This is a genomic window from Halovalidus salilacus (genome assembly GCF_031852275.1).
Classification (GTDB): Archaea; Halobacteriota; Halobacteria; order Halobacteriales; family Natrialbaceae; genus Halovalidus; species Halovalidus salilacus.
In genome coordinates, this window is sequence record NZ_CP134700.1 from 2,918,462 (window position 1) to 2,940,764 (window position 22,303).

Annotated in this window: 21 protein-coding genes; 16 read left to right on the forward strand and 5 right to left on the reverse strand. The window is 67.2% G+C overall.

Features of this window, described 5'->3' with window-relative positions; genetic code table 11:
- Nucleotides 1-293 precede the first annotated feature (293 nt).
- Genes RJT68_RS14370 through RJT68_RS14385 form a run of 4 tightly spaced genes read left to right on the forward strand, consistent with a single transcriptional unit; the run spans nucleotide 294 to nucleotide 5,904 of the window.
- Nucleotides 294-2,141, forward strand: coding sequence for an ABC transporter substrate-binding protein (locus tag RJT68_RS14370; protein WP_407037243.1), 1,848 nt, complete (start codon nucleotides 294-296; stop codon nucleotides 2,139-2,141).
- Nucleotides 2,141-3,172, forward strand: coding sequence for a phosphatase PAP2 family protein (locus RJT68_RS14375; RefSeq protein WP_407037244.1), 1,032 nt, complete (start codon nucleotides 2,141-2,143; stop codon nucleotides 3,170-3,172). Before RJT68_RS14370 ends, RJT68_RS14375 begins: the two co-directional genes overlap by 1 nt.
- Before the next feature lie 57 nt (nucleotides 3,173-3,229).
- Nucleotides 3,230-5,002, forward strand: a complete 1,773-nt coding sequence (locus RJT68_RS14380; RefSeq protein ID WP_407037245.1) for an ABC transporter substrate-binding protein — start codon at nucleotides 3,230-3,232, stop codon at nucleotides 5,000-5,002.
- Complete coding sequence (locus tag RJT68_RS14385; protein WP_407037246.1) at nucleotides 5,002-5,904, forward strand: phosphatase PAP2 family protein; 903 nt, start codon at nucleotides 5,002-5,004, stop codon at nucleotides 5,902-5,904. Before RJT68_RS14380 ends, RJT68_RS14385 begins: the two co-directional genes overlap by 1 nt.
- A 77-nt stretch (nucleotides 5,905-5,981) precedes the next feature.
- Here the strand turns inward: RJT68_RS14385 and RJT68_RS14390 are convergent, their stop codons facing one another.
- Both RJT68_RS14390 and RJT68_RS14395 read right to left on the reverse strand, forming a co-directional pair.
- Nucleotides 5,982-6,425: a hypothetical protein gene (locus RJT68_RS14390; protein ID WP_407040381.1), complete on the reverse strand. Its 444-nt coding sequence runs from the start codon at nucleotides 6,423-6,425 to the stop codon at nucleotides 5,982-5,984.
- A gap of 67 nt (nucleotides 6,426-6,492) precedes the next feature.
- Nucleotides 6,493-7,368: a DUF2797 domain-containing protein gene (locus RJT68_RS14395; protein WP_407040382.1), complete on the reverse strand. Its 876-nt coding sequence runs from the start codon at nucleotides 7,366-7,368 to the stop codon at nucleotides 6,493-6,495.
- Between the two features lie 330 nt (nucleotides 7,369-7,698).
- On the opposite strand from RJT68_RS14395, the gene RJT68_RS14400 reads away from it, so the two are divergent.
- A complete protein-coding gene (locus tag RJT68_RS14400) occupies nucleotides 7,699-8,085 on the forward strand; it encodes a BsuPI-related putative proteinase inhibitor (RefSeq protein ID WP_407037247.1) in 387 nt (128 codons plus the stop codon).
- Between the two features lie 84 nt (nucleotides 8,086-8,169).
- On the opposite strand, the gene tbsP is transcribed toward RJT68_RS14400, so the two are convergent.
- Entirely contained in the window at nucleotides 8,170-8,988 is an 819-nt protein-coding gene (tbsP, locus tag RJT68_RS14405) for a transcriptional regulator TbsP (protein ID WP_407037248.1), read from the reverse strand.
- Nucleotides 8,989-9,248: 260 nt separating this feature from the next.
- Here tbsP and RJT68_RS14410 point away from each other — a divergent pair, with 260 nt between their 5' ends.
- Complete coding sequence (locus tag RJT68_RS14410; protein ID WP_407037249.1) at nucleotides 9,249-9,386, forward strand: hypothetical protein; 138 nt, start codon at nucleotides 9,249-9,251, stop codon at nucleotides 9,384-9,386.
- A gap of 37 nt (nucleotides 9,387-9,423) precedes the next feature.
- Here RJT68_RS14410 and RJT68_RS14415 read toward each other — a convergent pair whose 3' ends face one another.
- Complete coding sequence (locus RJT68_RS14415) at nucleotides 9,424-11,484, reverse strand: hypothetical protein (RefSeq protein WP_407037250.1); 2,061 nt, start codon at nucleotides 11,482-11,484, stop codon at nucleotides 9,424-9,426.
- Nucleotides 11,485-11,646: 162 nt separating this feature from the next.
- Here RJT68_RS14415 and glyA point away from each other — a divergent pair, with 162 nt between their 5' ends.
- From glyA to RJT68_RS14430, 3 genes are all read left to right on the forward strand, one after another.
- Nucleotides 11,647-12,894 (forward strand): serine hydroxymethyltransferase, encoded by a 1,248-nt coding sequence (gene glyA / locus RJT68_RS14420; RefSeq protein ID WP_407037251.1) that lies wholly within the window; start codon nucleotides 11,647-11,649, stop codon nucleotides 12,892-12,894.
- 191 nt (nucleotides 12,895-13,085) lie between these two features.
- Nucleotides 13,086-14,105: a hypothetical protein gene (locus tag RJT68_RS14425; protein WP_407037252.1), complete on the forward strand. Its 1,020-nt coding sequence runs from the start codon at nucleotides 13,086-13,088 to the stop codon at nucleotides 14,103-14,105.
- A 100-nt stretch (nucleotides 14,106-14,205) separates the two neighbouring features.
- Nucleotides 14,206-15,117: a bifunctional methylenetetrahydrofolate dehydrogenase/methenyltetrahydrofolate cyclohydrolase gene (locus RJT68_RS14430; RefSeq protein ID WP_407037253.1), complete on the forward strand. Its 912-nt coding sequence runs from the start codon at nucleotides 14,206-14,208 to the stop codon at nucleotides 15,115-15,117.
- 42 nt (nucleotides 15,118-15,159) lie between these two features.
- Here the strand turns inward: RJT68_RS14430 and RJT68_RS14435 are convergent, their stop codons facing one another.
- Nucleotides 15,160-15,870, reverse strand: coding sequence for a DUF7117 family protein (locus tag RJT68_RS14435; RefSeq protein WP_407037254.1), 711 nt, complete (start codon nucleotides 15,868-15,870; stop codon nucleotides 15,160-15,162).
- 348 nt (nucleotides 15,871-16,218) lie between these two features.
- Here RJT68_RS14435 and RJT68_RS14440 point away from each other — a divergent pair, with 348 nt between their 5' ends.
- From RJT68_RS14440 to RJT68_RS14470, 7 genes are all read left to right on the forward strand, one after another.
- The gene (locus tag RJT68_RS14440) at nucleotides 16,219-17,094 is read left to right on the forward strand and encodes a putative sodium/potassium/calcium exchanger (RefSeq protein WP_407037255.1); all 876 of its coding nucleotides are present in this window, start codon (nucleotides 16,219-16,221) and stop codon (nucleotides 17,092-17,094) included.
- Between the two features lie 195 nt (nucleotides 17,095-17,289).
- On the forward strand, nucleotides 17,290-17,436 hold the full coding sequence (locus RJT68_RS14445; RefSeq protein WP_407037256.1) for a hypothetical protein: 147 nt from the start codon (nucleotides 17,290-17,292) through the stop codon (nucleotides 17,434-17,436).
- Nucleotides 17,437-18,213: 777 nt separating this feature from the next.
- Nucleotides 18,214-18,489: a PadR family transcriptional regulator gene (locus RJT68_RS14450; RefSeq protein WP_407037257.1), complete on the forward strand. Its 276-nt coding sequence runs from the start codon at nucleotides 18,214-18,216 to the stop codon at nucleotides 18,487-18,489.
- 12 nt (nucleotides 18,490-18,501) lie between these two features.
- Nucleotides 18,502-18,834 carry a hypothetical protein gene (locus RJT68_RS14455; RefSeq protein WP_407037258.1) on the forward strand — a complete coding sequence of 111 codons (333 nt, stop codon included), beginning with the start codon at nucleotides 18,502-18,504 and terminating at the stop codon, nucleotides 18,832-18,834.
- Between the two features lie 212 nt (nucleotides 18,835-19,046).
- Nucleotides 19,047-20,357: an MgtC/SapB family protein gene (locus RJT68_RS14460; RefSeq protein WP_407037259.1), complete on the forward strand. Its 1,311-nt coding sequence runs from the start codon at nucleotides 19,047-19,049 to the stop codon at nucleotides 20,355-20,357.
- 85 nt (nucleotides 20,358-20,442) lie between these two features.
- Nucleotides 20,443-21,807, forward strand: coding sequence for an aminotransferase class III-fold pyridoxal phosphate-dependent enzyme (locus tag RJT68_RS14465; protein ID WP_407037260.1), 1,365 nt, complete (start codon nucleotides 20,443-20,445; stop codon nucleotides 21,805-21,807).
- A 181-nt stretch (nucleotides 21,808-21,988) separates the two neighbouring features.
- Nucleotides 21,989-22,126 (forward strand): hypothetical protein, encoded by a 138-nt coding sequence (locus RJT68_RS14470; RefSeq protein ID WP_407037261.1) that lies wholly within the window; start codon nucleotides 21,989-21,991, stop codon nucleotides 22,124-22,126.
- Nucleotides 22,127-22,303 lie beyond the last annotated feature (177 nt).

Sequence of the window (22,303 nt, forward strand, 5' to 3'; positions counted from 1 at the left end):
TTTTGCTGTTGTGTTTGTCGGCGAACGAGCCCCCGCTCCCTCGCAGTGACGGGAGTTGCCTCGAGCGGCAGGGGACGGGCGTCGCGACGGGTTCGAACGTCGAAGGGTAGCCGGACGATACAGCGGAGGAAACCCGGCGTTGCGGTGGAAACCGTCCGCCGCACCGTGGTACTATATGCCACTAATTACAGATCCATTGCGCAATATTGTTATATACGAAAAGCATACGAATCTGACAGCCTTGAATGACCCCCACGCCGAACCCGCCGGCTGAGCGGATAGGTAGACGATCGGTGCTCGCAGCCGCGAGCGCCGGACTCGTCGGCTCGCTCGCCGGCTGCACCGACTCCCTCCAGGAGGCCGTCACCGGTTCCCACAGCGATCAGCTCTCGATCACCATCCTGACCCTCCCGGCGGAACACGATCGACAGGGCATCCAGATCGCCAGCCGTCTCGAGAAGAACCTCCAACGGGTCGGCGTCAACGTGATGGTCGAACCGCGCTCGCAGACGGAGTTTCTGCGGTCGATCCTGCTCGACCACGAGTTCGACTGCTACGTCGGTCGCCACCCCGGCGGACGGGATCCGGACTTTCTGTACGAGACCCTCCACTCGACGTTCGTCACCGAGGCCGGCTGGCAGAACCCCTTCGGGTTCGCCTCCGCGCCGGCGGACATGCTGACCGACGACGCGGAGACGTCCGTCGACGGCCTGCTCGAGGAGCAGCGTACGGTGAGCGATCCCGAAGAGCGGCAGGAGGTCGTCGACTCCCTCCTCCGCACCGTGGCCCAGATCCACCCGTTCGTGCCGATCTGCATCCCCCACGAGCGGCGACTCGCCCGGACCGACCGGTTCGAGACCTTTTCGGACCGCCTCGAGACCCATCACCCGAGCACCCGCCTCGCCTACCTCGATCTCGAGCAACCCGAGGACGAGGAGACGGTGACGTTGACCGCGACCATCACCGACACCCGGCCGACGCGGAACCTCAACCCGCTCGCGGCGGTGTACCGCCACCAGGGCGTGTACACGGACCTCCTGTACGATTCGCTCGCGTACTACGACGTCGACGAGGACGAGATGAAACCGTGGCTCGCCGAGGGGTGGACCTGGACCGACGGCGCGATCGAAGTCACGCTGCGATCTGACTGTCGGTTCCACGACGACGAGGAGCGGGTCACCGCCGAGGACGTCGCCTTCACGTACGAGTTCCTCGCCGACACCACCCTCGGCGAGCGCGACGTTCCGCTCCCGGCGCCGCGGTACCGCAGCGAGGTCTCCGCGATCGACGTCGACGAAATCGAGTACCGCGATCGAACGATCAGGCTCCCGATCGACGCGAACCGAACGATCGGGGAACGCGCGTTAGCCGTCCCGATTCTCCCGAGACACGTCTGGGAAAGTGAGGTCGACGAACGCCTCGAGGACGGCGCCAGGCCTCGACAGGGGAAGTGGGGGATCGTCACCTCCGGTGACATCCCTCGAATCGGTAGCGGGCCCTACCAGTTCGCCGACTGGTCGAATCGCGAGCACGTCACCTTCGAGCGATTCGACGACCACTTCACGCTGCGCGACGACGTCGACCTCCCGGAGCCGACCCTCGACGAACTCGTCTTCTGGACCGAACCGAACGGCGGGACGGCCGTCGACCAGATCGAGGCCGGCAACGCCGACGTCACGACGTCGATTCTCAGGCACGGAACCGTCGGCGACGTGCCGGAGGACGACGAGATCTCGCACGTCGAGTACTCGCCGGCGGACGAGAACGCGATGCGGTGGACGTTCTACCACGTCGGCTTCAACCTGCGCAACGAGCCGTTCAGCGATCCGTACTTCCGCCGCAACGTCGCGCGATTGATCGACAGGGAATACATCGTCGAGGAAGTATTCTCCGGGGACGAGTACGCGACGCCGGTGCTCGCGCCCATCGCCGGCGAGTGGGTGCCCCCGGAACTCGAGTGGGACGGCGAAGATCCGTACGCGCCCTATTTCCGTTCCGAGGGTGAACCGACGGACGACGGAAACGACGATGACGGCGAGAACGGTGAGACGATGCGACTCGACGTCGAACGCGCGAAACGCGCGTTCGAACGGACCGGCTACGAGTACGACGAAGACGGCGAGTACCTGGTGAACCCCTGATGATCTCCGGCCTATTCGACCTACTGGCGCAGGTGGCGATCGCCATCGCGTGCATGCTCGCGATCACGATCTCGGCGTGCGTCGGTCGACGCCGACTTCGGACCACACGACGCGAGTGGCGGGGTCGAGTCGCTCGAGCGGCGCCGATCGCGCTCGTTCTGATCGCCGTGTTGCTCGTCAACCGGACGGTTCGCGACGGGCTCCAGGGGCTCTCCTGGGACATCGGATTTCAGGTCACGAAATACTTCAGGGAGATCGAAGGGACGGCGATCCTCTGGTTCCAGTCGTTCGCGAGCACGGAGCTCACGATGTACTTCTCGTTCGTCTACATCTACGGCTACGCGTTCATGCTGATCTTTCCCGTGATCGCGTACTTCGCGCTGTCGGACACGCGTCCGCTCAGAGAGTTGCTGACGGCGTACACGCTCAACTACTCGCTGGGACTGGTGCTCTACGTGCTGGTCGTCGCCTACGGCCCTCGGAACACGGAGCTCCTGCCGCAGATCGACACGTTCCTCTACACCTTCCGCCCGCAGTACCAGTACCTCACCGGCGAGGTCAACCGCAGTGTCAACGTCTTCCCCTCGCTGCACACCTCGCTCTCGGCGACGATCGCGATATTTGCATACCGGACCCGGGACGAGTATCCGAAGTGGTTCGCCCTCGCGGTCCCGCTCGCGGTGAGCGTCGCCGCGTCGACGATGTACCTCGGCATCCACTGGGCCATCGACGTCCTCGCCGGGTTCGCCCTCGCGGCCGTCGCCGCGTTCGCGTCGAAACGCCTCGTCGGACGGTGGTCGGTGACGAAGGAACTGGACCGACGGTTCGACTCCGACGTGACGACCCGGATCCGGACGGCCACCGAGACGCTCACCGACGGGGGCGTCGACGGCGACGGGGAGGGGAAACGCCGCGCGGACGACGAACGTCGGGACGCCGACGAACGGTCCGAACCCACCGGCGACGCCGTACTCGACGCCGAATCCACCTCGAATTCGACGGAACCCGAGGGTCGCAAGAGGGAAGCGTAACCCCCGCCGGAATCCGAATACCCTTATACGGGGACCCGCCAAGTCTCACAGAACCGAATGAGCGATAGCGACTCCTCCCCCTCCCGCCCTCCCACCGGACTCAGTCGCCGATCCGCCCTGGCTGCGGGAGCGGCCGGCATCGCGATCTCGACGAGCGGATGTCTGCGACGGATGCGAAACGTCGTCAACCGGGACGGCGACTCGCCGCTTTCGATCTCGATCACCTCCTACTCGGCGGACGGCGATCGCGAGGGGATCCAGCTCGCCCGCCACCTCGCGGACGGGCTCGAGGCGGCCGGCGTCGACGTCTCGATCGACATGCGTTCGGGCACCGAGTTTCTCCGATCGGTGTTGATCACCCACGACTTCGACTGTTACGTCGGTCCCTTCCCCCACGGAACGCACCCCAGTTACCTCTACGAAGCGCTCTACTCTCGGTACGCGGAGGAGCCGGGGTGGCAGAATCCGTTCGGCTTCTCGAACCTGACGTTCGACGAGTTGCTCGAGGAACAGCGCACCGCGACGGACGACGAGTACGAGGACGCCGTGGAGCGAACGCTCGGGGCGTTCGCCGCCGAGCAGCCGTTCGTCCCCGTCTGTCGACCCGAGGAACACCGGCTCGTCCGGTCGGACCGGTTCGACGGCTGGGAAGCCCACCACCTCGAGACGCGACTCGGCTACCTGGGACTCGACCCGCTCGAGGACGACGACCTGCTCCGGGCGGTCGTCGTCGACTCGCGGCCGTCGGCGAATCTCAACCCGCTGGCCGCGGAGTACCGCGACCGGGGGACGTTCGTCGACCTGCTGTACGACTCGCTAGCGACGGAGATCGACGGCGAACTGCGCCCCTGGCTGGCCGAGTCGTGGGAGTGGGACGACGGCGACCTCGAGGTCACGCTCCGCGAGGACGTGCGGTTCCACGACGACGAGCGCCTCACCGCCGAGGACGTCGAATTCACCTACCGGTTCATCGCCGACACGACCCTCGGCGAGGGCGACTCGCCGACGCCGGCGCCGATCTACCGGGGGCGGGCGGACGCGATCGACGTCGAGGCGATCGAACGGCTCGACGAGCGCACGATCCGACTTCCGATCGAGACGAACGCGGTCGTCGGGGAGCGGGCGTTGACCGTTCCCATCCTCCCCGAGCACGTCTGGGAGGACCGTAACGAACCGGCGCGCGTCCCCGGATTCGAGACCGGCCAGGGGACGACCGAGGCGTTCGTCGTCGACAACGTGCCGCCGATCGGTAGCGGTCCGTTCGCCTTCACCGGTCGATCGGAGCGCGAACGCGTCTCGTTCGAACGGTTCGACGATCACTTCACGCTCCGGGAGGACGTCGACCTCCCGGAACCGACCGTCGAGCGACTGCGCGGACGGATCGATCCGCGGAGCACGTCGGCGATCGAGATCATCGAGAACGGGGACGCGGACGTGACGGTACGACCCCTCGAGGCGTACGCGATCGACGCGATCCGCGGGGTCGAGGGAACGTCGGTCGTCGAATCGCCGTCGCGGGCGTTCTACCACGTCGGGTTCGACGTGCGCTCGGCGCCGTTTTCGAACCCCCACTTCCGACGGGCGGTCGCCCGCCTGATCGACAAGCGGTGGGTCGCAGAGACCGTCTTCGAGGGCTACGCGGAGCCGATCGCGGCGCCGGTCGGTCCGGAGTGGACGCCGCCGGACCTCGAGTGGGACGGCGAGGACCCGGAACTGCCGTTCCTGGGGACCGGCGGAGAGGGAACGGTCGACACGGAGGCGGCGCGGGCCGCCTTCGAAGAGGCGGGCTACCGGTACGACGAGGAGGGAGCCCTCCTGGTGAGCGAGTGATGCTCGGACAGGTTCTGAGCCAGTTGAGCCTGATCGTGGCGGTGATGGTACTGGTGTCGGTCGCGGCGTTCGTCGGCTGGGACCGACTCGCGGCGACCAGACGGGAGTGGCGAGCGCGGGTGCGGGCGGTCGCGCCGGCCGTCGCCGTCCTCGTGGCGGTGTTGCTCAGTAACAGCGTCGCCAGGGAGGCCGGGCCGGACGTGTCCTGGATGATCGACTGGAACATCACCTGGACGATCTACGACCTCGAGGGCGGGTTCATCCTCTGGCTGCAGTCGTTCGAGACGGCGTGGCTGACGGCGTACTTCTCGTTCACGTACATCTACGTCTACGTGTTCCTGATGGCCTTTCCCGTGATCGCGTACTTCGCGCTGTCGGACACGCGTCCGCTCAGGGAGTTGCTCACGGCGTACACGCTCAACTACGTCCTCGGGCTCTTCCTGTACGTCGTCATCATCTCCTACGGGCCGCGGAACATGATGCCGGAACTCGTCGACGCGCTGTTGTACGACACCTACCCAGAGTACCAGCACCTCACGCGGCAGGTCAACCGCAACACCAACGTCTTCCCGTCGCTCCACGCGTCCCTGTCGGCGACGGTCCTGTTGCTCGCCCACCGGACCCGGGACGAGTACCCGAAGTGGTTCGCCCTCGCGGTTCCGCTCGCGGCGAGCGTCGCCCTCTCGACGATGTATCTCGGCATCCACTGGGCCATCGACGTCCTCGCCGGATTCGGCCTCGCGTACGTCAGTGTCGCTCTCTCGACCCACCTCGTCGGTCGCTGGTCCGTCGCCGACGCGCTCGAGCGGCGACTCGGTTCGATCCGCGGACGAGACGCACGCGGTAACCGCGATGGCGACGGAAACGAAGGGGAGGTACCTGCGGTTCGAAGCGAGGACTGACGGGGCGTTCGGACAACGCCTCGCTGGCCGTCGCTACGCGGGGCGCAGAACGGAAGAGTGAGTAATCGACGTCGCGATCAGTCGTCCTCGAGCGCGTCGGCGATCCGCTTGAGCGCGCGCGTCTGGTCGCGCATCTCGTCGCGGAGTTGTCTGACCTCGCGCACGAGTTCCTCGTTACCGACGTCGCCGCCACCGCCGGCGCCGGGGCCGCCGCCCATCCCGCCGGGACCGGCGCCGCCGCCCATCATGCCGCCCATCATCTGCGCGAAGGGGTTGCCGCCCATCCCGCCGGGACCGCCGCCTCCGAACGGGTCGTCGGGTCGCTCACCCTCGCCTTCGCCCTCCTCGGCGCGCTTCTGCCTGATTTCCTCGACGCGCTCGCGGAAGGACTTGCTCTCGTCGTCGCCACCGTCGCCGCCCTCGGCCTCGGCCTCGGACTCGGAGTCCGTCGGATCTCGTTCTCGATCGGTGTCGTCGGACATACGTTCCGGTTCTGGACGGGATCGGAAAAGGATTGTTATGTCGGCGGTCGTCGCGACCGTCTCGCGCGGCCGCGACGTCCGCGACGTCGCGATTCTCGGCCCGCGGTCACCCGCCGAACGACCCCAGCGAGGACTGGAGGCGCCGCTCCGTCCCGCCGGTCTCGAGTTCGTAGCCGACGAGGTCGCGCATGTCCACCGCGTAGGTCGTCCCGGCGCGCTCGAGGACGAGCAGTCGCCCCTTCACCCCGAGGACGGTGCCCGCCGCGATCGTCTCCCTGACCGGGCGGGACGGCAGGTGGCGGTCGAACCCGTACGCGAACGCGAACCGGTCGATCGGATCGAACTCGTCGAGGAGCGACTCCCAAGCGTCCTCGTCGACCGAACTCGCGAGGGCGTCGACTTTGGCGTCGGTCCTGACGCGGTCGACGAGGTCCGATCGCGTCGCCAGTTCGGCCTCGATCTCCCGGGCGATCCGGCCGTCCGGCACCGTCCGGAGGTGGGCCGCCCGATCGGCGCCCTGCTCGCGGAGGCGGGTCTCGAGGCGCCACAGCTTCGTGACGCCCACCTTGAACGTGTCGGGGGCGAACGCGGCGAGGTAGACGGCGTGGGGTTCGTGACAGTCCATCTCGTCTTTCAGGCACGTCCCCGTACACCTGGCGCAGACCCACGTGCTCGAGTGGTACTCGCAGTGGGGTGCCCGCGGGCGGTCGCAGGCGACGTGTCGCAAGGCGGTGACTGCTCCCGCGTCGGCCTCGGGGCGCTCGTCGCGGACGTCGTCCGCGGCGGGTTCGGTGTCGCCGGCCGCGTCGGCTCCGGCGTCACCGTCGCCATCTCGAGGGGCGACGACGCCGGCACAGCGTCGGGAACCGAGTCGGTACGAGAGGTCGACGCCGGGCTCGAGCGATCGCCGCCCGACGACGTCGCCGTCGCTCACGAGCAGCGACGACCCCCGTTCGCTCGGTTCGTACCCGACGAGTTGCACGTCCAGCGATTGGTACCGGGCACCCATAGCGGTGACGTCTCGGGACGTGATCCCGGTTCGACCGCCGGACCCCGACCACACAAAGCCTATTACCGATGGCCCCAACCGATACGTTGGTGGCCCGCCGCCGTCCCCGCTGATGCGTTCGGCCTCCAACGCTCCCGTGGTTCCCCCGCGTCCCACCTCCCGCTCCGCCATCCCCTCACCCCGCTTCGCCGTACCTTCTCCACCGCTTCGCCGCACCCTCTCCCCCGCTCCGCCATCCCCCACCCAGTCACGCACCGTCGCCGGCGAACGATTTTACGCGCCAGTCTCGAACCTCGAGCTATCATGGCGCTCGACGCGACGCTCGAGGTGCACGTACGCGAAGACGGAGACGACTCCGCCGGCGATCCGGCGAACGACGAACGCGGTCGCTCGCTCGAGTTCGCGTTCACCGTCGCGAACGGGGGGTCGGAGGCGGTCGACCTCCGTTTTCCCGACGCCTGCAGAGCCGAGTTCGTCGTCTCGGACGGGGACAGTGAGCTGTGGCGCTCGACCCAGGGCCGGGTCTTCGCGCAGGTGCTCACGACCGCGTCGCTCCCGCCGGGCGAGGCGCTGACGATCGAAGACGAGTGGTCGGACCCGTCGCTCGAGCCGGGAACGTACGACGTCGTCGCGAAGTTACGCGCACGAGAGAACGAGACGAGAGACGAAGCGACGGTCACCGTGGCGTGACGAGGCGAGACGCGAGAAGCGCGGGTCGAGGAGGCCGCGGGGTGGAGAACGCTGCGCGTGACGAGTAGCGGGGACGCGATCGGCTCAGTTGAGGATGCTCTGGGCGACGGTCGCGAGCTGGTCGTTGTCGGCCTCTCGGAGCCGGTCGTCGCCGACTTTGAGTCGGAGGCGGGGTCGGCCGACGTCGATCGGGACCTTCTCGGTGTCGATCAGGCCCATGTCCTCGAGCTTGGTCTTCGTGCGGCTGAACGTCGCCTTCGAGGCGATGCCGACGTCCTCGCCCCACTTGCTGATGTCGTACAGCAGGGCCTCGTTCTTGGCCGCGACGAGCAGGGAGATGGTGACCTCGTCGAGGCCATCTCCGTCGCCGCGAGCGGTCTCGAGCGAGTTGAGGATGGCGGTGAAGTCGTCCTCGGCTTCGGGACTGATCTCCTCCTCGAGGGTTTCGCGGACGCGCGTGATCGGCGGCGTCCGGAGGTTGAACGAGCGGGCGTCCTCCCAGCGGGCGGCGTAGGTGTCGTAGGTGTCCTCGACGAAGCTCTCGTCGTCGGTGACGAGTCCGCCGACGCGGTCGCCGGCGTGGACGACGGCGATGACCCGCTCGTCGGTGATCAGCAGCGAGTTCTCCGGCGTCTCCTCGAGCGTCCTGAGCGCGAGGGCGTCCGCGTCGATCAGGTCGGCGGCGTTCGACGCGACGATAAAGTCGTCCATGACGTCCTTGAGCGTCCGCTCGTCGGCGAGCATGTGGACCGACGGGAGGTCGCCGTCGAACGCCGTCGCGACCGTCACGAACTCCTCGATGGCGTCTCGTGACGGATTGACCATGTACACGTCACCGCTCGCGTCTTCGAGGACCGACGCGAGGATATCGTCAATTTGGTGATTGAGTAAATTCGAGGTCATGCCTGTACAGAAGTAATCGGATGCACGCTACTTAATTTTGTTGGCCGTTCGCAGGCGACAACTTATCCTCTCACCGGATTTCCGGTGATTTTTGTCGCATATGACGTCAATTTGTTAACTGAATCGGGAGATCAATTGTTAGTTCGTTAGTATTAGCGGTCCGGCCAGCGATCGCATTCCCTCGCCGAGCATTTCGTCCCGCCGGAGGCGTTAGATAGATTACAATAAGTATATGCGGTAATATCCGAATACGTGACAGTATGCAATCCAGACACGAGACGCCGGGGGAGGTCGATTCCCGGGCGACGAGGCGAATCGCGACCGCGCCTGGAGCCGACGACCGAGCGCGACGGTCGTCCCGCCGGGCGACGCGGGTCAGCATCTACGGCGGTCCCTGATCGGTCCCCTCGAACGCGATCGACGCGCCCGATCGGCTCACGACCGGAATTTTCGGCTCAGTTCTCGCGACCAGTAGATGTCCCCGTCGTAGATGACGGAAGCCTCGCACTCGGCGAGGATCGTCTCCAGTTCCGACGCAGAGAGGGTGAAATACGATTCCGTCCCGCAGAGGTAGGCGTACTCGTTGTCCTCGGTGTGGGGGAAGTAGTACGACCCCGTCACGCGCGTCGAGTAACAGTCGAACGCGAGGAGGTGGGTACCGTCCTCGGGTTCCTCGACGGTGGCCGTCGTGGGGAGGCGGTGTTCACCCTGCGTGAGCGAGTGGGTGCCGTCGCCGACGACGGCGTAGTCCTTCCCCATCATGATACGCCTGCGCGCGAGGCGCATCGCCCGCTCGATGCTGAAGCCGTGGACGAGCAGTTTGGCGAACGTCGAACCGACCTTCACCGCGTGCTCGTTGAGCACCTTCGTGAACGTGACGGCGCCGGCGACGCTCCCCTTCTCGACGAGGGTCATCCCCTCGTAGAAGGAGCCACAGGCGTTGAGAAAGAACGTCTGGGCGTTACACCGGTCGAGGCTGTCGGCCGAGAGGTAGCCGTCCGAACACCGGAGGCCGTCGGTCTCGCAGTGGCCGATGTAGTGGACGAAGTCGTACTCGTCTTCGAACACCCGGGCGAGTTCGGCCGTCCGCAACGACTCCTCGACCGCGAGGTCGATCGTCAACTCCTCGGACCGACGCCGGTAGATCTCGGCGACGTCCTCGTGCTCGCCGGACATCTCGGGATCGTTCAACACGACGCAGATCGACGTCGAGTCGCGCGACCGCTTCAGGTACTCGAGGCGGTTGTAGTAGGCTTCGGTCGTCGATTTGAACACGTCGATCGGGACGCCGTCGGCGAGCCAGCCGTGGACCCGCCCGCTTCGAAGCTCGGGTTTGACGATGTCGACCGAAGCGACCTGTCCGGCCCCGGAGCGCTCGCCGCGGTAGAAGTCCTCGAGCGACCGCCGGACCAGCTCCCGCCCCTCGAGCGTCGACGTCCGCGGCAGGGAGAGCAGGCTCATTCGATCGAGGAGGAACGGGAGCGCGTCGACGTGGTCGTAGTCGGGGGTCACGTACGTCGCGAGGTGCCAGTCCGGGAGCCGGTGTTCGAGCGCCGCGTAGGGGACCTCGAGGTAGGCCTCGAGTCGGTCCTGCGGGGTGGCCTCGTAGAGCGCCTCGCTATCGAGTTCGAGCGCGTCGAGGATGCTCGCCTCCGAGAGGGTCGTGCGGTAGGGTCCGGCGTTGCGAACGAGACAGTCGAGGAAGAACGTCTTGCGGAGCAGCCGTTCGACGTCCCGTTCCAGGTCCGGCATCGGCCCGAGGCGCCGCTCGATCCCGCGGTCCTCGAGCCGGAGGCACGGGTCGACCCGGTTCTCGACCGCCACCCGCGCCTGGAGGTAGTAGGCGAGCGGGGCGACGACGAACAGGGACTCGTAACACGGGGGGACGGCGAGTTCGATCCCCGTATCGGGGGTGTCCGCCCGGATGCAGTCGGGGATCTCGAGGGCTTCACCCCGCTCGAACAGCGGCGGGTGGCCGCGCAGCGTCGGATAGGTCCGGTCGGGAGAGTCGGTCTTGTGCGACGAGGAGAGGTGGCTGATCGCCCGCGCGACGGCGTCGACGGAGTCGGGGACGGTGATCGCGTCGGCCGGAAGCTCGTGGCGGCTCCGGAAGCCGACGATCGCGCGGACGCGCTCCGGGAAGGTGACGACGGTCTCGGCGAAGTCGTCGGTCCGCCGGACCGTCGCCTCGCCCGAGAAGCGGAGGTAGGTCTTGATGTCGGCGTCGACGTCGACGACGTACTCGCCGGGCGCGAGCGACAGCGGCGCACCGTTGGGATCGAGTTCGTACTGTTCGACCGACCCGAGCGAGAAGGCGTACGCCACCGCGTGGGGGAATCGGAGTTCGTCCGCGGTCACGACGACCGTCTCGTCGACCGGCCGCGGAATGTCCGGGCCGGGTCCGTCGACCGAGAGGGCGCCGCCGCGGACCGATAGCTCGGTGCCGTCCGCGTCGACGACGCGGAGGGAGTTTCCTGAAGCCTCCCACTCGATCATTCGAATCGGTGAATGTGCCCGGAAGCAGTTAGTTGTATCGGATGGTTACCGACCCGAATCCGACAGCCGTCGACGGCCCGTCGGGGCCGGCCGCTCGGCCGCGCGGGGGACCTAGCGTCGCGTAAGGGTACACTTATAGAACAGCCAACCGGCACACCACACATGGAGCACGAGCACGTTCGGGACGTCGATCCCGCCGTCGCCGACGCGTTGGAGGGCGAAGTCGACCGGCAGCGGTCGACCCTGCAGATGATCGCCAGCGAGAACCACGTCAGCCGGGCGGTCCTCGACGCCCAGGGGAGCGCGCTGACGAACAAGTACGCCGAGGGCTACCCCGGCGCTCGCTACTACGGCGGCTGTCAGTACGCCGACGAGGTCGAACAGCTCGCGATCGACCGCGCCACGGAGCTGTTCGGCGCCGAGCACGTCAACGTCCAGCCCCACTCGGGCACCCAGGCCAACCAGGCCGTCTACTTCGCGATGCTCGAGCCGGGCGACAAGATACTCTCGCTGGACCTCAACCACGGCGGCCACCTCAGCCACGGCCACCCGGCGAACTTCGTCGGCCAGTTCTACGAGGTCGAACAGTACGAGGTCGACCCCGAGACGGGCTACCTCGACTACGAGGGGCTCAGAGAGCAGGCCGAGGCGTTCGAACCCGACATCGTCGTCTCGGGCTACTCCGCCTACCCGCGCGAGGTCGAGTGGGAGCGCATCCAGGAGGCCGCCGAGGCCGCCGGCGCGCTCCACCTGGCCGACATCGCCCACATCACGGGCCTCGTCGCCGCGGGCGTCCACCCATCGCCCGTCGGGGTCGCCGACTTCGTCACCGGTTCGACCCACAAGACGATCCGCTCGGGCCGGGGCGGGATCGTCATGACGAGCGAGGAGTACGCCGACGACGTCGACGCGGCGGTCTTCCCGGGCGGCCAGGGCGGCCCGCTGATGCACAACGTCGCGGGCAAGGCCGTCGGCTTCAAGGAGGCGCTCGAGCCCGAGTTCGAGGACTACGCCTCTCAGACGGTCGCGAACGCGAAGGCGCTGGGCGAGTCCCTCGCCGACGAGGGCTTCTCGCTGGTCTCCGGCGGCACCGACAACCACCTCGTGCTCGTCGACCTCCGGGAGTCCCACCCCGACACCAGCGGGGGGACGGCCGAGGAGGCCCTCGAGGAGGCCGGCATCGTCCTGAACGCCAACACTGTGCCCGGGGAGACCCGCAGCCCGTTCGACCCGAGCGGCATCCGCGCGGGTACCCCCGCGCTGACGACCCGCGGCTTCGACGAGGAGGACTGCCGACTCGTCGGCGAACTGATCGCCCGCGTCGTCGACGCGCCCGACGATGAGTCGGTCAAAGCCGAAGTCCGCGAGGACGTCGAGACGCTCTGCGAAGAGAACCCGCTGTACGAGTAGTCGCTCGGTCGATCTTCACCACTTCTCTCCGCCTCTAATCATCCACACCGCACAGACGGCCGAACCGACCGCCGCCGGGTGGGAATGAAAGGGGCTTTCAGGACGGGTTCGGAGCCCACATCGACGGCCTCCCTCGCAAACTGTCACTCGCCGGCACGCGCCTTATCCTCCGCCTCGCGCTACTGCCGACCATGTCGAAACGTCCGACCGGTACGCTCCTGGACGAGGACCTGCTGCTCGAGCTTCGGGCCACCGACGAGACGGCCGCGTCGGCGCTAGCTCTCGAGGTGACGCCGCTGTTCGACCGCATCGAGGCGGGCGCCGAAGATCCGATCGACTGGGACGTCGACGAGCGCGGCGACGTGCCGATGCTCGTGGGAAACCCGATCGACGAGGACGACATCCCGGACGCGGCCTACCCCCGCCGGCTCCGCGAGGAGCGACTCGAGCGTCGCGGTGACGACTCGACCGCCGTCGTCGCGCCCGTCCCCGACGCGTTCGTGACCGCCGACCCGCCCGACGGACTGGGGATCGACCTCGAGGCCTACGACGACGGGAACCCGCTCCTGTTCGACGCCGTGGGGATCGACGAGACGGTCGGACTGGTTCCCGTCCGGTTCGACGACGGGGAGCCGTACGCGGCCGAGCCACTCCCGGACGTCGGCGAAGGGAGCGATCCCGTCGCTGAGGGGTACCTCGAGCACGAAGAAGGTGCGGATCCGACGCCCCGGCCGGAGACGATGGACGCACCGCTCGACCCCGCCGTGCTCGAGTCGGTCCTCGCCGAGCGCGACGTCGACGCGGCCGACGTGATCGGGATCCTCGAGGCGGTCGAGCGCCACGACCTCGTGGGGATCGACGATCACGTCGCCGGCGTTCCCCCGCTCTCGATCGACACGCGCGCCGTCTGCCTGCTCCCCGAGGACGCGTGGACCGAGCGGATCGGTCCCGAACTCGAGGCGGAGGGGGTCGACGTCGATCCGGAGGCGCTCGCGGCCGCGCGCGCGGTCCACGAACTGCAGGCCCGGGCGCTGATCGACCTCGCCGCGGCGACCGAGCACGAGGGACCGGCGGACGAGTACGCGCCGGCCGTAACCGACGCGCAGGACACCGCCGAGTGGGACGTCGGCCTGCGGGGGATGGAGCGCACGATCGAACACCCGGCGCCGGTCGACGACGCGATTCGGTCCTCCCTCGACGATCGGACCTGAGCGGGATTCTATCCACGTTCGTGCGTATTAGACGGGCGATCCTCGGCGATTCTGCGCACGAATCCGAGCGTTGATTAGCCTCGCGGCCGCTCACTCGAGTATGACCGACGCGAACGCCGAGACGGAGATCATCGACGGCAACGCCGTCGCGAGCGAACTTCGCGAGGACCTGACCGGCGCGATCGAGACGCTCGCGGACGCGGGCGCGCGACCGGGACTGGCGACGGTGCTGATGGGCGACGATCCCGCGAGCCAGACCTACGTGAACATGAAACAGCGCGACTGCGAGGAGGTCGGCATCGAGGGGATCCACGTCGAGATCGACGGCGACGCACCGGCCGAGGACCTCTACGAAGCGATCGACGACCTCAACGACGACCCGGACGTTCACGGCTACATCGTCCAGTCGCCGGTCCCCGACCACGTCGACTACCGCGACGTGATCCGGCGGATCGATCCCGCCAAGGACGTCGACGGCTTCCACCCCGAGAACGTCGGCCGCCTCGTGGCGGGCGACGCCCGCTTTCGACCCTGTACGCCCCACGGCGTCCAGAAACTGCTCGAGTCAGCCGGCGTCGACCTCGAGGGAGCGGACGTGACGATCGTCGGTCGGTCGGACATCGTCGGGAAGCCGCTGGCGAACCTGCTGATCCAGAAAGCCGACGACGGCAACGCGACGGTGACGGTCTGTCACTCCCGAACCGAGAACCTCGCCGAAAAGACCCGGCGCGCCGATATCGTCGTTGCCGCGGTCGGCGTCCCCGAACTGATCGACGGCTCGATGCTCTCGGAGGGAACCGTGGTGATCGACGTGGGCGTCAACCGCGTGGAGGCGGACACCGACAAGGGGTACGAACTCGTCGGGGACGTCGAGTTCGAGAGCGCGAAAGAGAAGGCGAGCGCGATCACGCCCGTTCCGGGCGGCGTCGGGCCGATGACGCGCGCGATGTTGCTCTACAACACGGTCGAGGCGGCGAGTCTGCAGGAAGGGATCGACGTCGACCTGCCCTGAGCGGCCGGCCGCAGTCGCTCCCCGACCCTCGTTTTCGACGGCTCATTCGAGTCGATCCAGCCGATCCTGCGCGCGGGAGAATGCCGTTTCGTCCCCGTGAAGCCCGTCTGCCAGGTCTCGGACGGCTTCGACGAGGGTTTCAGCCGTCTCGGGCGGGACGTCGCCCTCGAGCATGCGAAGGCGCTTGACGTGATCGCCGAGGAGCTCGAGGGCGCTGCGTTCGGGCGCGACGAGCGAGCGGTCTTCGGCCCAGGTCCTGACGCCCCGACGGTACTCGCGTGCGGCGTTCGCGTAGGCGAGCCCGCGCGCCGACCGGAGGCTTCGCGGGACCTCCTCCGGCGGCGGCCGCTGGCCGTCGTCCGCGTCGCGAAGCAACGAGAGGAAGTAGAGTTCCTCGCGCTCGTCCAGGCGGAGGCCGCGCGCGACGACGTCGGCGACGTGGAGCAGTTCGGTGGCCGCGAGGTAGGTGTCGTCGAGGGGGCGCAACTCGCCTGCGTTGACGAACCCCCGCCTGCGCACGTACTCTCGGCAGGCGTCGCGGGCGCGGTCGGCGAGTTCCGCCGTCGACACGTCGTCGATCGCGTTCCGAACCGGGGTGAGGTCGAACTCGACGCGCACGTCGGTGTGTTCGGTCCGCTCGTCGAGGCCGACGCTTCGCAGGCTCCCGCAGGCCGGACAGCCCACGCTCCCCGTCTCGTAGTACGACCAGCGGGTGCCACACTCCGTACACTCGCGCTCGCCCCGAATTTTCATGCGTCGGCGTACGCCCGCAACGCCAAAAGACCCACGGGAACGGACGTATCGGTGTCGACGCACGGTTCCGCGACGGTCGCCCGGGGCCGAGGTCCCCCGTCGTAACAGTCGATTGGTGAATCGTCCCTGACGGTCTCGCGGACCGACGCGCGAGCGAGACCGCGCGCCCACCGAGACCGCCGGCCCGAACCGGTCGCTAATCGGTTGTTTCGACGGCCGAGTTGGCCGTCTCGAGCCACGAATAAGCGTTAGAGAGTGTCACGCCGGGTGACTGGATAGGCAATAGGTGATTAAGGTACGGCAGTTGCAGCCCACATCCCGACGAACGAAACCGTACTACAGAAAAATATGTCCGATCGATCACGATACAGTCGACGAACGTTCGTCACGGTCGCAGGTACCGCGAGCGCGCTCGCACTCGCCGGGTGTGCGGATCAGGGTCCGAGTGGGGACGAAGGGGGTAACGGCAACGGCGACGAGAACGGCGAGGACAACGAGTCCGAATCCGAAAACGGCGACGGCGAAGACGAGACGTACGCGCTGACCGTCACGGTCGAGGACGAGGAGGAAGAACCCGTCGAAGGCGCGACGGTCACCCTCGAGGAGGCCGAGGACCTCGAGGGCGAGGATGACGGCCTCGATGACGGGAACGAGAGCGAAGGGAACGAAACGGACGGCAACGAGAGTGAGGGTAACGAAACCGACGGCAACGAAACCGACGGCAACGAGAGCGAGGACAACGAGAGCGAGGACACCGAAGAGCTGTCGTTCGTCCAGGAGGAGGAGAACGAAACCGGGAACGAGACCGGGAACGAAAGCGACAACGAGACCGAGGGGAACGAGACCGACGAGCTCGAAGACGGCAACGAGAGCGAGGGCAACGAATCCGCCGGGAACGAGACCGAAGAGGGCGGCGTCACGGAGATCGAAGACGGCGTCTGGGAGGGCGAAACCGACGAAGACGGAGAGGTCGAGTTCGAAGAACTCGAGGACGGCGAGTACACCGTCACGGCCGAGTACGAGGGCGAGGAGACCGAGGACGACGTCGAAATCGACGGCGAGGACGAGGAGGTCACCCTGACCTTCGGCGATGACGGCGGTACCGACGGCAACGAGACTGAAGGGAACGAAACCGACGGCAACGAAACCGAGGGGAACACTACCGACGACGGTAACGAGAGCGGGGAGAACGCGACGGACGACGAGGAAGACGACGGGCTCTAAGCACCACCCCCGACCGGCCGCCAGCGGCTACGGAAGTGGTGCTCCGGTGGCGGTTCGGAGCGCTCGGAATCCGGCACGAAAGGACCGATTACGATCCCCCGGACCGACGCCGGTTCCCGATCACGACGCCCCCGGCCGAACGTTCGATCGGTCCCCTCGCCGGCTTTTTTGCCGCTCGAACCGGTAGTGAGCGACATGCGAGACGAAGACGAGATCCGCGAGCAGTACGAGTTCCTGAAAGAACACCTCGAGAGCGACGAGATGCGCCACGACGGCGTCAGACAGATGTTCACCTACTACAAGCGGGCGCTCGGGTGGGTCCTCGAGGAAGAGCACATCTGAGGATTCGGCGCGCGAGTTCGCGACCGCTCCCACACTGAGTTCGACGCTCCGACCGTCTGTCACGCGCCGTTTTCCGTCGATCCGTCGACGCCCGCTCTCGATCGGTGGGAATTTCGGACCACGCGCATTCCCGTGACGATGAAAATCCCTCGATCGGCTGTATCGCCCGGCTCTCCGAGGAATTCGGAGGAATCGGTTCCCGAATTACGACAGAAACGTGTTACGAATTCGGACGGTGTCGGTACTTTTAAGTCCTCCCAGCGAATTTTTCCAGTTGACGCTTCGCTTGGAGGGCCGAAGCGTCAGCGGGGACCAATTCAGGGCGGCAAGCGATCGCGTGACACTTTTCCCGTCACGCGATCTGCTTTCCTGTTTCGACGCACGATCGATCGTGAGCCTCGCGGACGGTCGCCACGTCAGCCGTACCCACACGTGATCAGAACACGCCCAGGAGCGGAGCGATCGGTCCGTACCGAATCAGACGGGAGTATCCGCTCGAGGGTGACTCTCGGCGAGCGTCGCTCGAAAAGTTCGGCCGACGCCCCGGGTACGGGTCGATCAGATCGGTGATCGTGACCGACTAACTATCGAGGGATAAACCACATGGAGGGTAAACATGAATTGCACCTTAGGAGATGCCAGAGGATGACCAATCACGGTAGTTACTATTCGGCCGAGACCCAAATTCCGCCCTTCGATGGTAATAGCACAGTTTCGATCGAAACGACCCGATATGTTTATTAAAATTCGACAGTAACTAGGAGTGGTACTTTCCCAATGTACGATTTGACAGGATTCCAGCGAGACCTGCTGTACGTCATCGCAGGCGAGGAGGAACCCCACGGGCTGGCGATCAAAGAAGAACTGGAGGACTACTACGAGAAGGAGATCCACCACGGACGGCTCTACCCGAACCTCGACACGCTCGTCGACAAGGGGCTGGTCGAGAAGGGGAGTCGCGACCGCCGGACGAACTTCTACACGCTCACCCGGCGCGGCCGCCGGGAACTCGAGGCCCGTCGGGAGTGGGAGGAACAGTACGTCGAACTGTAGAGTGGGTCCGTGATGGGCGCCTCGCGAACCGTTACGGCCGTCGTCGGCCTCCTCCTCGGACTGTTGGTGAGCGTCGCCGCGTGGATCTACTTCGATACGTTCCTGCTCTTCCTGTTCCTGCCGTTCGTCCCGCTGCTCGCTCCGGGAATCGGCCGGCGAGGGGACCACGTCGAGAGCGGCGCGGCCGGCCGAAACGGTTCCGGCGATCGATCCAGCACCGGCGGCGGGCCTGGCCCGGGAGGTCGAACCGGCCTCGACGTCCGCCGGTGTCCCCGCTGTGGCTTTCGGACGGACGATCCCGGGTTCGAGTACTATCCGCGCGACGGGAGCCGACTCCGTGAGTGAGTCGTCGGGTTCGCCGACGGACTCGACGCGCTGGTCGACCATCTGCTCCGGAGCCGACCGCGACGAAAGCGGACGGACCGTCGACCGCGACGAAACCCGGCCGGTCATCGACCACGACGAAACGGGGCGAAACCCCGGACGACGGCGCCGAACCGCGCCGCGGCCCTTATGTTGACTCCTACGAAATACTGACGGGTGAACGAGGTTCATCGATGGAGATCGTTACGCTGTCGCCGCCGCTGACGCTGCAAGTCGCCGACGCACCGCTGGACGAGGCGGTCGTCCGCATCGCACTCGCGGGCGCCCTGGGGATGTTCCTCGGCCTCGAGCGCGAGTGGTCCCAGAAGTCCGCCGGCATCCGCACCTTCTCGCTGATCAGCCTCCTCGGCGCGGTGTTCACGGTGCTCTCGTTCGAGACGCCGATCGGCGAGGGACTCCTCGTCCTCGGGGGCGTCCTCGTCATCGTTCAGGGCGTCCTGCTCGCCGTCCAGGGGCTGCTCGGCGGGGAGGACCAGGGCCTGTCCCTGACGACCTCGGTCTCGATGCTCGTCGCCTACGGCGTCGGCGCGCTCGTCGCCGCCGAGTTCATCATCGAGGGGGTGACAGTCGCCGTCCTCTCCTCGCTGCTGCTCGTGCTCAAGCGGGAACTCCACGAGTTCGCCTGGGGGCTCTCCCACGAGGAGATGCGCTCGACCACCGAGTTCGCCATCCTCGCGTTCGTCATCTACCCCCTGCTCCCCGCGGAGGCGACCCTCGAGGTCGGCGGGATCGAGATTCCGCTCGAGCCCCAGGTCATCTGGCTGATGGTCGTCGCCGTGGCGGGCATCGGCATCGTCAACTACGCGATCGTCTCGACCTACGGCGGCCGGGGCATCGCCGTGACGGGCTTTTTCGGCGGACTGGCTTCCTCGACGGCCGTCGTCGGGACGATGCTCGATCACGTCCGCCAGCGTCCGGAGACCGCCTCCTACGCCGTCGCGGCGATCCTGCTCGCGGACGCGGCGATGGCCACGCGCAATCTCGCGATCGCGGTCGGATTCACGATCGGCACCCGGGCCGACGTGCTCGTCGAGGCCGTGATTCCGCTGGGTGCAGTTATTCTGCTGGCGTTCGGCATCGCCTGGCTCATCGCCGACTGGAGCGAGTCGTCGTCGATGGACCTCGAGAGTCCGTTCTCGCTGAAGAACGCCCTCGCCTTCGGCGCCGTCTTCCTCGTCGTGCTGGTCTTCGGGTCGGTCGCCCAATCGGGATTCGGCACGCTCGGCTTCTACGCGACGGCCGTCGCCAGCGGCCTCGTCTCGAGCGCCGGCGCGACGACGTCCGCGGTCGTCCTCTACCGCGGGGGGCAACTCGGCGCCCCCGAGGCGACGATCGCCATTTTGCTCGCGACGGTCTCGAGCATCGTCGTGAAGGCGCTGCTCGCGACGACGTCGACGAACGTCCAGTTCAGAAACCGGGTCGCGGTCTACAGCGGCGTCCTGCTGATCGGCGGGGCGCTGGCGTCCGTGCTGGTCGTCGTGTGAGGTGGCGGACGCGGCCTCGAGGGAGGCCAGGCGGAAATTCGCCCGAGACGGATGGTTTTACGGAGCCCCGAACCACTAGCCACCCATGGACCGCGACACGGTCGAACCCCGCGTCGACAGAATTCCCGGCGAGCGCGCGACCCGGTGGGTCGAGTACCACCACCGGTACGCCGCGCCGAGCACGTACGTCTACGAGTTCGTCTGGGACGCGAGCGCGGAGGCGGTCGGCCCCTTCTGCACCGACGTCGACGGCAACGTCCTCCTCGACTTCACGAGCCACGTCGCCGCCGCGCCGCTCGGGTACAACAATCCGGCGATCCTCGAGCGACTCGAGGGCTTCGACCCCGTCGATCCGACGAAGATCGCCGGCCAGGACTTCTACGTCAGCGGCGGCGGCACGCCCGAGGTGAGCGACTTCCCCGGACCGACCCAGCTGATGGAGCGGCTGGTCGACCTGACCGACCGCTACGACATGGACCGCGTCTTCCTCTCGAACTCGGGGGCCGAAGCCGTCGAGAACGCGATCAAGATCTGCTACGCCTCCGGCGGTCACCGGGCGTTCACCTTCGACGGCGGCTTCCACGGCCGGACCCTCGGTGCGCTCTCCCTCAACCGCTCGAAGGCGGTCCACCGAACTGGCTACCCCGAGATACCCGGCGTCGTCTCGGTTCCCTACCCGTCCACGGACGACGAGTACGAGACCCGCTGGCTGACCGACGGCCCCGGCGGCAACGTCGTCGCGGACGCCCTCCACGCCGACCGCGGCGTGATCGACCCCGAGGAGGTCGCCTACCTCGTCCTCGAGCCAATCCAGGGCGAAGGGGGCTACCGGGCGGCCCACCCCGCGTTCGCCGCGGACCTCGAGGACCTGCGCGAGCGGTACGGCCTGCGGGTGATCGCCGACGAGATCCAGTCCGGCCTCGGCCGAACCGGCGAGTTCTGGGCCGTCGACCACCTCGAACTGACGCCCGACGTGATCACGAGCGCGAAGGGGCTGCGCGTCGGGGCGACGATCTCCCGCTCCGACGTCTTCCCCGAGGGGCGGGGCCGCCTCTCCTCGACGTGGGGCGGCGGCGACCTCCTCGCGGCGATGCAGGGCGTCGTGACGATCGACGCCATCCGCGAGGAGAACCTCCTCGAGAACGTCCGCGATCGCGGCGAACAGTTCCGGGGGATCCTCGAGGACGCTCGCGCCGACGGCGAGGCCGGGACGGAAACGATCGTCGACGTCCGCGGAAAGGGGCTCATGATCGGCGTCGAGTTCGACACGAAAGCGCGCCGTGATGCGGTGCTCGAGGCCGCGTTCGAACGAGGGCTGCTCACCCTCGGCTGCGGCTACAAGACGCTCCGTTTGCTGCCGCCGCTGGACGTCACCGAGCGCGAGATCGATCTGGGAGCGGGGCTGTTGCTCGAGGCGGTCGCCGACGCCGCCGACGGTGTCGACGCCTGATCGGCCCGCCGACCACCTCCCGTCGTCCATCGATCGTCGACCGCAGACCGTCGTCCGTCGTCCGTCGTCCGTCGTCCGTCGTCCGTCGTACGCCTCGAGGAGCGTCGACTCGGCCGAAAACCCGCGGCGACAGGTTGGTCGTTTCGGTACGTTTATACGCCGCTCGGCAGACGGTGTTCGTATGGCAGTGGATCTCAGCGAATTCGATCACCCGGCGTGGCTGACGGCGGCGAGCACGGTCGCGGGTTACGGCCTGATTCTCGTCCTCATGACGGTGCTGCTGTTCGCCGTTCCGTGGGCCGTCTTCTCGTTCCTCTGATCGGCCGGTTTCACCGGACCCCGAACCGACACCACATCGCGCCGTTCTTCACGCCCCATCATCGCCGACTCGTTCCGACGCTCGAGCGGCGGCGCTCGAGCGGTGGAGCGGAATCGGAGCCGGGCCTCGAGCCCGGAACTGACCCGGGCCGACGGCGACCGATGCGAGCCGACCGCG